Origin of the sequence: Citrobacter sp. Cb028, assembly GCF_030336705.1 — a bacterium.
Taxonomy (GTDB): domain Bacteria; phylum Pseudomonadota; class Gammaproteobacteria; order Enterobacterales; family Enterobacteriaceae; genus Citrobacter; species Citrobacter braakii.
Genome location: NZ_JAOWCZ010000025.1, coordinates 34,701 through 47,520, shown reverse-complemented (window position 1 = coordinate 47,520; position 12,820 = coordinate 34,701). Strand labels below are relative to the sequence as shown.

The following is a 12,820-nucleotide window of genomic DNA, read 5'->3' as shown; positions in this document are numbered from 1 at the left end:
AGAGTACAATTAACGTTTGGAGAACTGAGGACGACGACGTGCTTTACGCAGACCGACTTTCTTACGTTCAACCTGACGAGCATCACGGGTAACGAAGCCAGCTTTACGCAGTTCGCCACGCAGGGATTCGTCGTACTCCATCAGAGCGCGGGTGATACCGTGACGGATCGCACCAGCCTGACCAGAGATACCACCACCTTTAACAGTGATGTACAGATCCAGTTTCTCAACCATGTCGACCAGTTCCAGCGGCTGACGAACTACCATGCGGGCAGTTTCACGACCGAAGTACTGTTCCAGAGAACGTTGGTTGATTACGATTTTACCACTGCCCGGTTTGATGAAAACGCGAGCTGCGGAACTTTTGCGGCGACCAGTGCCGTAGTATTGATTTTCAGCCATTGCCTATAATCCCGATTAGATGTCAAGAACTTGCGGTTGCTGTGCCGCGTGGTTGTGCTCGTTGCCAGCGTAAACTTTCAGTTTACGGAACATAGCACGACCCAGCGGGCCTTTTGGCAGCATGCCTTTAACCGCGATTTCAAGCACACGCTCAGGACGGCGAGCAATCATCTCTTCAAAGGTCGCTTGTTTGATACCGCCGATGTGACCGGTGTGGTGATAGTACACTTTGTCAGTACGCTTGTTGCCAGTTACAGCAACTTTGTCAGCGTTCAGAACGATGATGTAATCACCGGTATCTACGTGCGGAGTATATTCCGCTTTGTGCTTACCGCGCAGGCGCAGAGCCAGTTCGGAAGCCAGACGGCCCAGAGTTTTACCGGTCGCGTCAACAACATACCAGTCGCGTTTTACGGTTTCTGGTTTAGCTGTAAAAGTTTTCATTAAAAGCTTACCCAAATAAATAAGTTACACGTTGGTGAACACCCAAACGTTTTGTCAGTTGAGGTTCACACGACATTGTCCAGCAAACCTACCCCTTCGAATAGCCTATGCCGGCGCATAGAAAGTTTTGGGAAAAAAACTCTCTCGTAACGTGGGGTCGCAAGATTATAGAGAAGTCAGGGTCAAAGATCGACCCCTTTATGTGATTTGCAGCAGGTTTAACCGGCTAAATGTTCCCGCTTCAGATACTCTTCGCTTTGCATCTCCTGCAAACGCGACAAACAACGCTGAAATTCAAACTTCAGACGCTCGCCCTGATAAATTTCATAAAGTGGTGAGGCCGCACTGACCACTAGCTTAACGTGGCGTTCGTAGAACTCATCCACCAGTGCGATAAAACGCCGCGCTTCGCTCTCCATCAGCGTCGTCATGACCGGCACATCAGACAACAGCACCGTATGAAACAAACGCGATAGCGCAATGTAGTCATGCTGACTACGTGCATCGACACAGAGCGTGGTGAACGACACCGCCAGCGTTTGGTTTTCGACGGCCAGCGTCTGCATCGGACGATGATTGATCTCCAGCGTCGGCGCATGTTCACTTTTCGTTCCCGCTAATGCCAGCCAGAGCTTGTCCATCTGCTGGCGGGTTTCCTCATTCAGTGGCGACAACCACAAATGCGCCTGCGTTAAGGTGCGCAGACGATAATCGACGCCAGCATCGACATTCATGATGTCACAATGCTGTTTGATGGCATCAATGGCAGGAAGAAAGCGCGTGCGTTGCAAACCGTTGCGATACAGCTCATCAGGCGGAATATTGGAGGTTGCCACCAGCGTAATACCACGGGCAAACAGCGCCTTCATCAGACCGCCGAGCAGCATAGCGTCGGTGATGTCAGAAACAAAAAATTCGTCAAAGCACAGCACGTCCGTTTCGGCCTTAAAGCGGTCGGCAATGATTTCCAGCGGATCGCTCTGCCCCTGCAGGGCCGTAAGCTCTTCATGGACGCGCAGCATAAAACGATGAAAGTGCAAACGCTGTTTACGCCCGCCCGGCAGGCTATGGAAGAACAGATCCATCAGCCACGTTTTTCCTCGCCCGACTCCGCCCCACATATACAGACCACGCACTGGCGCGTTGGTCGGTGACTCGCGCTTTCCCAGCAATTTGCCAAAACGCGCCATCAGTCCGCTCTCCTGCGGCGCAGGACGTGCTGGCGTCGAAAGCGCCTGGAAAATTGTTTCCAGTCGATTCACTGCTTCTTGTTGTACGTTGTCGGGCTGATGACTGCCGTCTTTGAGGGCTTGCTGGTAACGCGATGTCGGGGAAAGGCTTTGCATGATGTTATTGTTATTCCTTGAGAATCGATGTGCCGTCGCTCACGGTTGACGAAAAAAAGGCCGTTCTACATTACGTGATATAAACACGGGATTCCACTTCTACGGGATTAGCGGTTATAGTGGCATAATCAGCCGCAGGCATGGAGCCTAAAGCCAACACCCTACGGAAACACAAGACAACGGGAGATGTTCATGACCTGGGAATATGCGCTAATTGGGTTAGTCGTCGGTATCATTATTGGTGCTGTAGCCATGCGTTTTGGTAATCGTAAATTACGCCAACAGCAGGCATTGCAGTACGAACTGGAAAAAAATAAAGCTGAGCTGGAAGAGTACCGCGAAGAGCTGGTGAGCCACTTTGCCCGCAGCGCTGAACTGCTGGATAACATGGCGGACGATTATCGTCAGATCTACCAGCATATGGCGAAAAGCTCCAGCAACCTGCTGCCGGGTATGTCACCGGAAAATAATCCGTTCCGTAATCGTCTGGCAGAGTCCGAAGCGGGTAACGATCAGGCGCCGGTTCAGATGCCGCGAGACTATTCTGAAGGCGCATCTGGCCTGCTGCGTAGTGGCGCAAAGCGCGACTAACTGCACATCGTTAAGAAATTTATTGGGCGCAGCAATTGCGCCCTCCGCTTCTCTTCCTGTCCCAGCTATTATTTAGTCGTTAGCCTCATTGTGACCAAACCGAAAATTCAATAACATCAAACTGTTTTGAATCATCTTCCGTTTACTCAAGGTACGAGAGCAGGATCCATGAAAAAACAAACCCAGCTGTTGAGTGCATTAGCGTTAAGTGTCGGGTTAACTCTCTCGGCGCCATTCCCAGCCATAGCGTCGATTCCCGGCCAGGTTCCCGGTCAGGCTGCGCTCCCCAGCCTCGCCCCGATGCTGGAGAAAGTGTTACCTGCCGTGGTGAGCGTAAGGGTCGAAGGCACCGCCGCTCAGGGGCAGAAAGTCCCGGAAGAGTTCAAAAAGTTTTTTGGTGATGAACTTCCCGATCAACCTGCACAACCTTTTGAAGGGCTGGGTTCCGGGGTCATCATTGATGCCGCCAAAGGCTACGTCCTGACCAATAATCACGTCATCAATCAGGCGCAAAAAATCAGCGTTCAGCTTAACGATGGCCGTGAGTTCGACGCTAAGCTTATCGGCAGCGACGACCAGAGCGATATCGCTCTGCTGCAAATTCAACACCCCAGCAACCTGACGCAAATTGCCATTGCCGACTCCGACAAACTCCGCGTCGGTGATTTCGCGGTGGCCGTGGGTAACCCGTTTGGTTTGGGGCAAACGGCCACCTCCGGCATCGTATCGGCTTTAGGTCGCAGCGGGTTGAACCTGGAAGGTCTGGAAAACTTTATTCAGACCGATGCCTCCATCAACCGGGGTAACTCCGGCGGCGCGTTGCTTAACCTCAATGGTGAGCTGATTGGCATTAACACCGCGATTCTGGCCCCCGGCGGCGGTAGCATCGGTATTGGTTTTGCGATCCCGAGCAATATGGCACGCACGCTGGCGCAGCAACTGATGCAGTTTGGTGAAATCAAACGTGGTCTGCTGGGAATTAAAGGCACCGAAATGACCGCCGATATCGCCAAAGCGTTCAAACTGGACGTGCAGCGCGGCGCGTTTGTCAGCGAGGTTCTGCCTAACTCTGGCTCCGCAAAAGCAGGTGTGAAGTCTGGTGACGTCATTACCAGCCTCAACGGCAAACCGCTCAACAGCTTCGCCGAACTGCGTTCGCGCATAGCGACAACCGAACCAGGGACCAAAGTCAAACTGGGCCTGCTGCGTAACGGTAAACCGCTGGAGGTTGAAGTAACCCTGGATACCAGTACATCATCGTCCGCCAGCGCGGAGATGATTGCTCCTGCGTTGCAAGGGGCTACGCTCAGTGACGGTCAGCTTAAAGACGGCACCAAAGGCATCAAAATTGATAACGTTGAAAAAAGCAGCCCAGCCGCGCAGGCCGGTCTGCATAAAGATGACGTTATCATTGGCGTTAACCGCGATCGTGTAAACTCGATCGCCGAAATGCGTAAAGTGCTGGAAACGAAACCGTCGATCATCGCTCTGCAGGTAGTGCGCGGTAACGAGAGTATTTACCTGCTCCTGCGTTAACGCATGCAACCGGACATCAGCCTCCCGTGTGATGTCCGGTAAACTCGTGATATGCTGCTGCCGTTCCCTTTATTAATGACGCCGCCATCATGTTTGTGAAGCTTTTACGTTCGGTCGCGATTGGTTTAATCGTCGGCGCTATTCTGCTGGCCGCGATGCCCTCTCTGCGAAAAATAAATACGCTTACCGCGCCACAGTTCGACAGTGCAGATGAAACGCCCGCCAGCTATAACCCGGCGGTTCGCCGTGCAGCGCCTGCCGTCGTTAACGTTTATAACCGTAGTATGAACAGCACAGCGCATAACCAGCTTGAGATCCGCACACTCGGCTCAGGCGTTATCATGGATCAGCGCGGCTATATCATTACCAATAAGCACGTCATTAATGATGCCGACCAAATCATCGTCGCGTTGCAGGATGGGCGTGTATTCGAAGCGCTGCTAGTGGGTTCTGATACGTTAACCGATCTTGCGGTGCTGAAAATCAACGCGACTGGCGGACTGCCGACAATTCCAATTAATAACAAACGCGTGCCGCACATCGGCGATGTCGTCCTCGCTATTGGTAACCCGTACAACCTTGGGCAAACCATCACTCAGGGGATTATCAGCGCCACCGGTCGTATTGGCCTGAACCCGACTGGACGGCAAAACTTCCTGCAAACAGATGCCTCCATCAACCACGGCAACTCCGGCGGCGCGTTGGTCAACTCGCTGGGCGAGTTAATGGGTATTAACACGCTGTCATTTGATAAGAGCAACGATGGCGAAACCCCGGAAGGGATCGGCTTTGCTATTCCGTTTCAGTTGGCAACCAAAATCATGGATAAGCTGATTCGTGACGGGCGCGTGATTCGTGGCTACATCGGCATCAGCGGTCGCGAAATTGCGCCACTGCACGCCCAGGGCGGCGGGATGGATCAAATTCAGGGGATTGTGGTTAACGAAGTGGCTCCAGACGGTCCGGCTGCGCAGGCAGGAATTCAGGTTAACGATCTGATTATTTCGGTCAATAACAAACCGGCAGTATCTGCGCTGGAAACCATGGACCAGGTGGCAGAGATTCGCCCAGGTTCGGTTATCTCTGTTGTCGTGATGCGTGATGACAAGCAGTTGACGCTGCAGGTAACGATTCAGGAATACCCGGCTACAAACTAAATCACAAACGAAATGATGTAAAAAAACCGGAGATAGCTCCGGTTTTTTTATGCGTCAAATTCGCGATATTTGTAGGACGGATAAAGCGTTAAACACCGCCATCCGGCCTACATAAAGGCGTTATTTAACGAACTCTTCACCCAGGGTGATATCTTTCTTCAGCGTATCCAGCATACCTTCCAGCGAGCTCTGCTCAAATGCGCTCAGCTTGCCGATAGACTGGCGTTCTTCTACGCCGTTTTTACCCAACAGCAGCGGCTGAGAGAAGAAGCGAGCATACTGGCCGTCGCCTTCAACGTAAGCACATTCAACCACGCCTTTTTCGCCGCTCAGCGCGCGAACCAGTGACAGGCCGAAACGTGCTGCGGCCTGACCCATAGACAGAGTTGCAGATCCGCCACCGGCTTTAGCTTCCACAACTTCAGTACCCGCATTCTGGATACGTTTGGTCAGGTCAGCCGCTTCTTGCTCAGTGAAGCTCACGCCAGGGATTTGTGACAGCAGCGGGAGAATGGTCACGCCAGAGTGGCCGCCAATAACCGGGACTTCAACGTCACCAGGCTGCTTGCCTTTCAGTTCCGCAACAAAGGTGTTGGAGCGGATGATGTCCAGCGTGGTCACGCCAAACAGTTTGTTCTTATCGTATACGCCTGCTTTTTTCAGCACTTCTGCAGCGATAGCAACGGTCGTGTTCACTGGGTTGGTGATGATACCGATACATGCTTTCGGGCAGGTTTTAGCAACCTGCTGCACCAGGTTCTTCACGATACCGGCGTTAACGTTGAACAGGTCGGAACGATCCATACCCGGTTTACGTGCGACACCCGCAGAGATCAGTACCACATCAGCACCTTCCAGTGCAGGGGTAGCGTCTTCGCCGCTGAAGCCTTTGATTTTCACAGCAGTAGGGATATGGCTCAAATCAACGGCCACGCCAGGCGTTACTGGAGCGATGTCGTACAGGGAGAGTTCTGAACCTGAAGGCAGTTGGGTTTTTAACAGTAATGCTAGCGCCTGACCGATACCACCAGCAGCGCCGAGGACTGCAACTTTCATCCTAAACTCCTTATTATATTGATAAGCAAAGTGTCTATTGCTCCGCGGCGGCGACCTTAATTCACAAATCCAACGAATACAACAACCACGCGTCAAGAATGCGTAGTCACGCAAATTTGGCTTTTATGCATTTAACTTACGTAAAATAAAACCTAAGTTACGTAATTCAAAACCACCCGCACAGTAGAGCAACTTTCCAACAGGTGCTGACAATATACCCTACCCACCTCTCAAAACAACATCAATTTGATAACATTTAATTTACTTTTAACCTTATTTGCGAGCCGTGACACAGGCATGTTTCTTGATAACGAAATTTGATAAAATTCCGCTCTTTCATAACATTATTTCAGCCTTGAACAAGGCAGACTGTTTGCATAAAAATTCATCTGTATGCACAATAATGTTGTTTCTACTGCCATATTACGGGTGACTTATGCGAAGCTCGGCAAAACAAGAAGAATTAGTAAAGGCGTTTAAAGCGCTGCTTAAAGAAGAGAAGTTCAGCTCTCAGGGCGAAATCGTCCTCGCGTTGCAGGATCAGGGCTTTGATAATATCAATCAGTCCAAGGTTTCTCGCATGCTGACCAAGTTCGGCGCCGTGCGTACCCGCAATGCGAAAATGGAAATGGTGTACTGCCTGCCGGCAGAGTTAGGGGTACCTACAACATCCAGTCCACTGAAAAATCTGGTATTGGATATCGATTACAACGATGCAGTTGTGGTTATTCATACCAGCCCTGGCGCTGCTCAGTTGATTGCACGTCTGCTGGACTCATTAGGTAAAGCGGAAGGTATTCTGGGTACAATTGCCGGTGACGATACCATCTTCACCACCCCAGCTAAGGGTTTTACGGTAAAAGATTTGTACGAAGCCATTCTGGAACTGTTTGAACAAGAGCTGTAATACTTCCTCCCCGTCGCCTCGCGGCGGGGAAAAACCTCTGTATCCACCCTCCTCCCTCTATTATCCACTGTCATTGATTTAACAAATGGTGCGTTTAACCGTCAAAAGTCATTCACATAGCGAATATGAAGAGTTAAAAACGCACATTTTGCAAAAATTCATATCTCAATGATTTAATTGAATTTATTATAAAACCGATGTTTAAAACCCTATTTTTAATTCTGTTTGGTTATAAAAAATATTTTTCTTAACACTTAATCCGCATGGAAACAATTAGCGTGGTATTAATTTATCGAGTGATTAGTGTATACTTGATTTTGTGATGAGGGTCACGAAACGCAGACCCCAATAAAAGAATTCGACGAGGTAAATATCATGAAAATCAAAACAACTATTGCAACCTTAAGCCTTCTTTCTGTTCTCTCTTTCGGTGCAAGCGCCGCAGTGACTCAGGTGAACTCACAAGAAGCACAGAACCTGCAATCCATGGGCAGCATCTCCGTATCTCAGATCGGTAGCTCACCAATGGACATGCGTCAGGCTATCGCCGCTAAAGCTGAAAAAGCGGGTGCCAGCAGCTATCGCGTCACCGAACTCCGTGAAGGCGCTCACTGGCACGCGACTGCAGAACTCTACAAATAAACCCTCGTCGTCTAGTCCGACGACTTGCCCCCGCCTGCCGGGGGCTTTTTTATGCCTTACATTGAGTGACGAACGTTAAAGCGCAGCTGTCCTTCCAGCTCTTCTTCCGCTTCATCGAACAGTAAAATCAGCGCGCCGTATCGCCTGCGTAACTTGTCCGGCAAATGAACAAATTCAATCTCCAGCGGCAGCGGTAAAACGTCCCCGATAACCACCTCCCACAGAGAATCTAAATCAACCACCTTTTCCCGGGCGAGACCGAACGCGCGCGTAAACTCACGGTAGAAATCCCCCTGGTCTTCTATCTCGTCAAAATCAAATGTATAGATGTTCATCTATAGCCACCATCCCGACGCCAGTCACTCTACAGACCATCAATATGCAGGAACCTCCTGCATTTTCAGGTAAGTATAGCCATAAAAAAACCGACGCTTTTAGCGTCGGTTTCCAACTCTTAATTACTGGTCAGCGCATGCTGGTATTTGTGCAGCATCCCGCTAAGTCGTTTTACCGGCTCGGTCACCTGCGGTGGCGCTTGCCAGATGATTAATTTCTCCTGATAGATCTCAAGCTCTTCCAGCAGCTGGCTAAAGTAGCGTCGGCGCTTGTCGTCGTTTCCTGCGGAAATCACGTGATCCGCAGTGCGACGAAGCTGGCGATGGAACGCGGATAGATCCTCGTTTACCGGTATCGGCGCATCGCGCAGGCGCTGATGCGCAATGATCATCGTCAGCGCCAGGCGAAACTTCGCCAGGTCGCCGGGAAATTTATTCATCAGCAAAAACAGCTGCTGATAAAGCGCCGGGAGATGGTTTTCTTTACGACGTACCACGTTGGTAGTCATCGCTGAAACCGCCGCCGAGACAAACTGGTTGAGCAACACGCGACCCGTTCTGTCACGAGAGTTATCGCGCACCAACAGAATGACGATAAATGCCAGCACGCAGCCAACAATTTGCCCCAGCGCACTATCAAGGAACTGGCTAAAGTGGAAGGTCATCGGGTTATCCAGCACGATGATATTAATAGTGCTGGCCAGCGCCCCCATTGATCCCAGCCGTCGTTTCTGTACCTCTATACCCAGAAAGAACCCCAGCACCGCCAGGCTCAGGCACAGTAACAACATGCTTTGTTGCGTATTGGGAATAATCACCAGGAAATAGAGCGCCCCGAGCGGTAACGCCGCCAACGTACCGTAAATAAAGTCTATCGCCACCATGCGCGGGTTGGGCAAACGCATTGCCAGCGAAGTGACAACCGCAATCATCACCATTGCGCCGCTGCCGGAGGTCCATCCGGTCCACAGCCAGAATAAAGTTCCCAGCACACAAGAAAGCGTGGTGCGCCAGAAGTTGACCATCGCATGATGGCGCTCGGCAGACTCCACCTTCACTACTGGCTCACCTTGCAGGATCTCTTCTTCCGTGGCGCTAATTTTGGTATTACTCAGTACACCGCGTTTGAGCAACAGGTAGCGCGTCGCGGCGCCAGCCCAACTATATATCGTAATCGGCGTTTCGCGTTCACCGGTCCAGGCAATCACCCGCCGCATCCGCTTCAACTGTTTATGAACATCCTGCACCGTTTCAACCGGCATATTGAACAACTCGCGGAAGGTATCAGTGATCAGTTCGGGTCGAGTGTTCTGAATAAGATAGGTTTCGCAGGACTGCGTGATGAGCGTGAGTGACAGCGTGTTCAATGCTTTGAGCCTGCGGTTAGCCCGCCCCCAGCGTGAGGACTCCATATTCAGGTTACTTCGCATGCTTTCCAGTGCCGCCGTACGCCGGACTAAATCGCCCCAGGCTTTGTCCACTTCTTCACTGTCACCATGCTTAATGCACAGCTGCATAAGCTGATACTGCGCCACCAGCAGACTGTCCAGTTCGACATCAATCTCCTGTTTCACCGAACGGGGCGAAAAGAGCAGATCGGCCACAATAGCACAGACAATCCCCATCACTATTTCACTACAGCGTTCGAGCGCAAATTGCGGCGTCAGCAGCGGTTCAGCCTGGATGGTAATGACGATGATCAGCGCCGTATAGCCCGAAAGTCCCCAGGCATAGGAGTTTTCGATCTTCACAAGCGACGAGATCCAGGTACAAAAACCGGCCCAGATACAACACACCAGGATCATCAATAACGGGGCGCGGATCATGCTGATGATAATGATCAGTGCAGCAATACAGCCGATAAATGTCCCGACAATACGCAGCATGCCGCGATAGCGTATAGCACCAGAATAGGGCTCTCCGCCAGCGGCAAAGGCCGGGCCAGCCGCCACAATGGCGGCGGTCAGCACCGCCCAGCGCGGGGTCTCAAGTTGGAAGTGAAAGCCAACGAACAGCGCCAGTACAATCGCGCACGCCAGTTTTACCGCAAAGCGGATATGCTGGTTGGCAATAGAGAAAATGCCCATCACGATTAGCCAAACTCGCGCAGGCGATGCGCCATTTTACGGAAGAAGGATTCCCGGCTTGCATCGCGATCCTGCTTGCCGGTAATGACGACGGTAGCCGTAGTCCCCGCAGGCCACAGGGTTCCCTGCTGCTCATCAAGACGAATTCGCACCGGTACACGCTGCGCCAGGCGCACCCATTCGAGATTGGAATCAATGGTCGCCATACCCTTTGCGTCCCGCGTGCTGCTGGCATTCGTTACGCCAGCCGCCACGCTATCAACGGTGCCCTTCAGCACATGATTACTGCCCAGCGGGGTGATCTCTGCGCGATACCCAGGGCGGACGCCTTCCAGCTTGGTTTCTTCCATATAGGCCAGCACATAAAAAGAATGCTGTTTGACCAACGCCACCGCCGTAGAGCCGCGAGTAATAAATTCGCCGCTGTAGACGTTCAGGTTAGTCACCCAGCCATCTGCTGGCGCGCGAATGACGGTACGTTCCAGATCTAATTTCGCCAGGTCGCGGGTCGCCTGCGCTTTCGCAAGCTGGTGTAATACGGTTTGCAGGACATTGTTTGACTGGTCGATCTCTTCACGAGACATAGCCTGCACGCCCAGCCGGTTACGACGGCTGGCCTCCTGGCGTTTTTCCTGTGATAACACCTGATAGTAGGCGACGTCTGCTTCCGCTTCTTCGAGCGCTTTTTTATAGCGCGGCTGATCGATGGTAAACAGAACCTGGTCTTTCTTCACCAGTTGATTATCATGAACGTTGACGTTAGTGATAAGCCCGGCGACATCCGGGGCTATTGCCACAACGTCGGCGCTGAAGCGCGCATCACGCGTCCACGGCGACTCGGTGTAGAACACCCATGCGCGGAAAATGGCGATGAAGGCCAGAATGACCAGTACGAGAGTCGTGGCCGTACGGGAGAGTTTTCTTGTTAGTGTTTTCACTTCAACCTCAAACGAACAGGCGCGTTATTAAATAGAACAGGCAGCAATACAGCGCGGTGTTAAACAGAGCCGGGTGCCAGACAAAATCATAGATGCCAGTTGGAACCAGTACCCGGCGCACCAGCCAGAAAATCGCCAGTGACAAAAGTAATTCGAAAAAAATCGGTGGGAAGGACAGACCAAACACCACGATAACGGGAAACAGACTCATGTTGACCTTGGTAGCTTAAGAGAGTGCAGGTGATAGATTTTCTAGCGTATGTCACCGCAGAGAAGGGCAAGGATGAGCCAGGCGAGAGCGACATAGCTGTTATTTGAATAATAATATATTAACGTAACTGTTATGCTGTTATCTATATTATGTGATCTAAATCACTTTTAAGTCAGAGTGAACAATGGAACGATTAAAACGTATGTCGGTGTTTGCCAAAGTTGTCGAACTGGGCTCCTTCACCGCCGCCGCAAGACAGTTACAAATGAGCGTTTCATCGATAAGCCAGACGGTCTCTAAACTGGAAGATGAGCTACAGGTCAAGCTGCTAAACCGCAGCACACGCAGCATTGGGCTAACTGAAGCCGGTAAAATTTATTATCAGGGTTGCCGCCGGATGCTGCACGAAGCACAGGATGTTCACGAGCAGCTTTATGCCTTTAACAACACGCCCATCGGCACCTTGCGCATTGGCTGTTCTTCAACCATGGCACAAAATGTCCTCGCTGGGTTGACCGCAACGATGCTGAAAGAGTATCCAGGATTGACGGTAAATCTGGTAACAGGCATCCCTGCACCGGATTTAATCGCCGACGGTCTGGACGTGGTTATTCGCGTCGGCGCGTTGCAGGACTCCAGCCTGTTTTCACGTCGCCTGGGAACCATGCCGATGGTGGTCTGCGCCGCTAAAAGCTATCTCGCGCAGTTTGGCGTGCCGGAAAAACCCGCCGATCTCAGTAACCACTCGTGGCTGGAATACAGCGTGCGCCCGGATAATGAATTCGAACTTATCGCTCCGGAGGGGATCTCTACCCGCCTGATCCCAGAAGGGCGCTTCGTGACTAACGATCCGATGACGCTGGTGCGCTGGCTGGCCGCAGGCGCGGGCATCGCCTATGTGCCGCTGATGTGGGTGATCAATGAGATCAATCGTGGCGAAGTGGAGATCCTGCTGCCCCGCTACCAGTCGGATCCACGTCCGGTCTATGCGCTGTATACCGAAAAAGACAAACTACCGCTCAAGGTCCAGGTGGTGATTAACTATCTGACGGATTATTTTGTCGATGTGGCGCAGCTGTTTCAGGGGATGTACGGCCGGGGCAAAGAGAAATAAAAAAGCCCGGTAGCGCTTTGCTTACCGGGCCTACATTCAGTGCCAACGCACATT

At 51.6% G+C, this 12,820-nt stretch carries 14 protein-coding genes; 6 read left to right on the top strand and 8 right to left on the bottom strand.

The genetic code is table 11. The features are described 5' to 3' along the window. Positions 1–9: 9 nt before the first annotated feature. From rpsI to zapE, 3 genes are all read right to left on the bottom strand, one after another. Positions 10–402, bottom strand: coding sequence for a 30S ribosomal protein S9 (gene rpsI, locus OGV75_RS02440; protein ID WP_003025138.1), 393 nt, complete (start codon positions 400–402; stop codon positions 10–12). A gap of 15 nt (positions 403–417) precedes the next feature. Further along, the gene (rplM, locus tag OGV75_RS02435) at positions 418–846 is read right to left on the bottom strand and encodes a 50S ribosomal protein L13 (RefSeq protein ID WP_003025141.1); all 429 of its coding nucleotides are present in this window, start codon (positions 844–846) and stop codon (positions 418–420) included. A gap of 218 nt (positions 847–1,064) precedes the next feature. Next, positions 1,065–2,192 carry a cell division protein ZapE gene (gene zapE, locus OGV75_RS02430; RefSeq protein ID WP_047358535.1) on the bottom strand — a complete coding sequence of 376 codons (1,128 nt, stop codon included), beginning with the start codon at positions 2,190–2,192 and terminating at the stop codon, positions 1,065–1,067. A gap of 192 nt (positions 2,193–2,384) precedes the next feature. Between zapE and zapG the strand changes: the two genes are divergently transcribed. From zapG to degS, 3 genes are all read left to right on the top strand, one after another. Beyond that, a complete protein-coding gene (gene zapG / locus OGV75_RS02425) occupies positions 2,385–2,783 on the top strand; it encodes a Z-ring associated protein ZapG (RefSeq protein WP_003025147.1) in 399 nt (132 codons plus the stop codon). Positions 2,784–2,951: 168 nt separating this feature from the next. After that, positions 2,952–4,319 (top strand): serine endoprotease DegQ, encoded by a 1,368-nt coding sequence (degQ, locus tag OGV75_RS02420; RefSeq protein ID WP_200013972.1) that lies wholly within the window; start codon positions 2,952–2,954, stop codon positions 4,317–4,319. Between the two features lie 89 nt (positions 4,320–4,408). Continuing rightward, entirely contained in the window at positions 4,409–5,476 is a 1,068-nt protein-coding gene (gene degS / locus OGV75_RS02415) for an outer membrane-stress sensor serine endopeptidase DegS (protein WP_003025154.1), read from the top strand. A gap of 120 nt (positions 5,477–5,596) precedes the next feature. Here the strand turns inward: degS and mdh are convergent, their stop codons facing one another. Next, positions 5,597–6,532: a malate dehydrogenase gene (gene mdh, locus OGV75_RS02410; RefSeq protein WP_008785953.1), complete on the bottom strand. Its 936-nt coding sequence runs from the start codon at positions 6,530–6,532 to the stop codon at positions 5,597–5,599. Between the two features lie 436 nt (positions 6,533–6,968). Here mdh and argR point away from each other — a divergent pair, with 436 nt between their 5' ends. Both argR and yhcN read left to right on the top strand, forming a co-directional pair. Then, positions 6,969–7,439, top strand: a complete 471-nt coding sequence (gene argR, locus OGV75_RS02405) for a transcriptional regulator ArgR (protein ID WP_003025162.1) — start codon at positions 6,969–6,971, stop codon at positions 7,437–7,439. Positions 7,440–7,814: 375 nt separating this feature from the next. Beyond that, positions 7,815–8,081 (top strand): peroxide/acid stress response protein YhcN, encoded by a 267-nt coding sequence (gene yhcN / locus OGV75_RS02400; protein WP_003025165.1) that lies wholly within the window; start codon positions 7,815–7,817, stop codon positions 8,079–8,081. Between the two features lie 56 nt (positions 8,082–8,137). Here the strand turns inward: yhcN and OGV75_RS02395 are convergent, their stop codons facing one another. The 4 genes from OGV75_RS02395 to aaeX all read right to left on the bottom strand — a co-directional run bounded on the left by OGV75_RS02395 (position 8,138) and on the right by aaeX (position 11,652). Further along, positions 8,138–8,416 (bottom strand): barstar family protein, encoded by a 279-nt coding sequence (locus OGV75_RS02395; protein WP_016154709.1) that lies wholly within the window; start codon positions 8,414–8,416, stop codon positions 8,138–8,140. A gap of 119 nt (positions 8,417–8,535) precedes the next feature. After that, a complete protein-coding gene (gene aaeB / locus OGV75_RS02390; RefSeq protein WP_286480317.1) occupies positions 8,536–10,503 on the bottom strand; it encodes a p-hydroxybenzoic acid efflux pump subunit AaeB in 1,968 nt (655 codons plus the stop codon). 5 nt (positions 10,504–10,508) lie between these two features. Beyond that, complete coding sequence (gene aaeA / locus OGV75_RS02385; protein ID WP_016154711.1) at positions 10,509–11,441, bottom strand: p-hydroxybenzoic acid efflux pump subunit AaeA; 933 nt, start codon at positions 11,439–11,441, stop codon at positions 10,509–10,511. A 7-nt stretch (positions 11,442–11,448) separates the two neighbouring features. Next, positions 11,449–11,652 (bottom strand): p-hydroxybenzoic acid efflux pump operon protein AaeX, encoded by a 204-nt coding sequence (gene aaeX, locus OGV75_RS02380; protein ID WP_003025177.1) that lies wholly within the window; start codon positions 11,650–11,652, stop codon positions 11,449–11,451. 184 nt (positions 11,653–11,836) lie between these two features. On the opposite strand from aaeX, the gene aaeR reads away from it, so the two are divergent. Then, positions 11,837–12,766, top strand: a complete 930-nt coding sequence (gene aaeR, locus OGV75_RS02375; RefSeq protein ID WP_016157586.1) for an HTH-type transcriptional activator AaeR — start codon at positions 11,837–11,839, stop codon at positions 12,764–12,766. Positions 12,767–12,820: the final 54 nt, after the last annotated feature.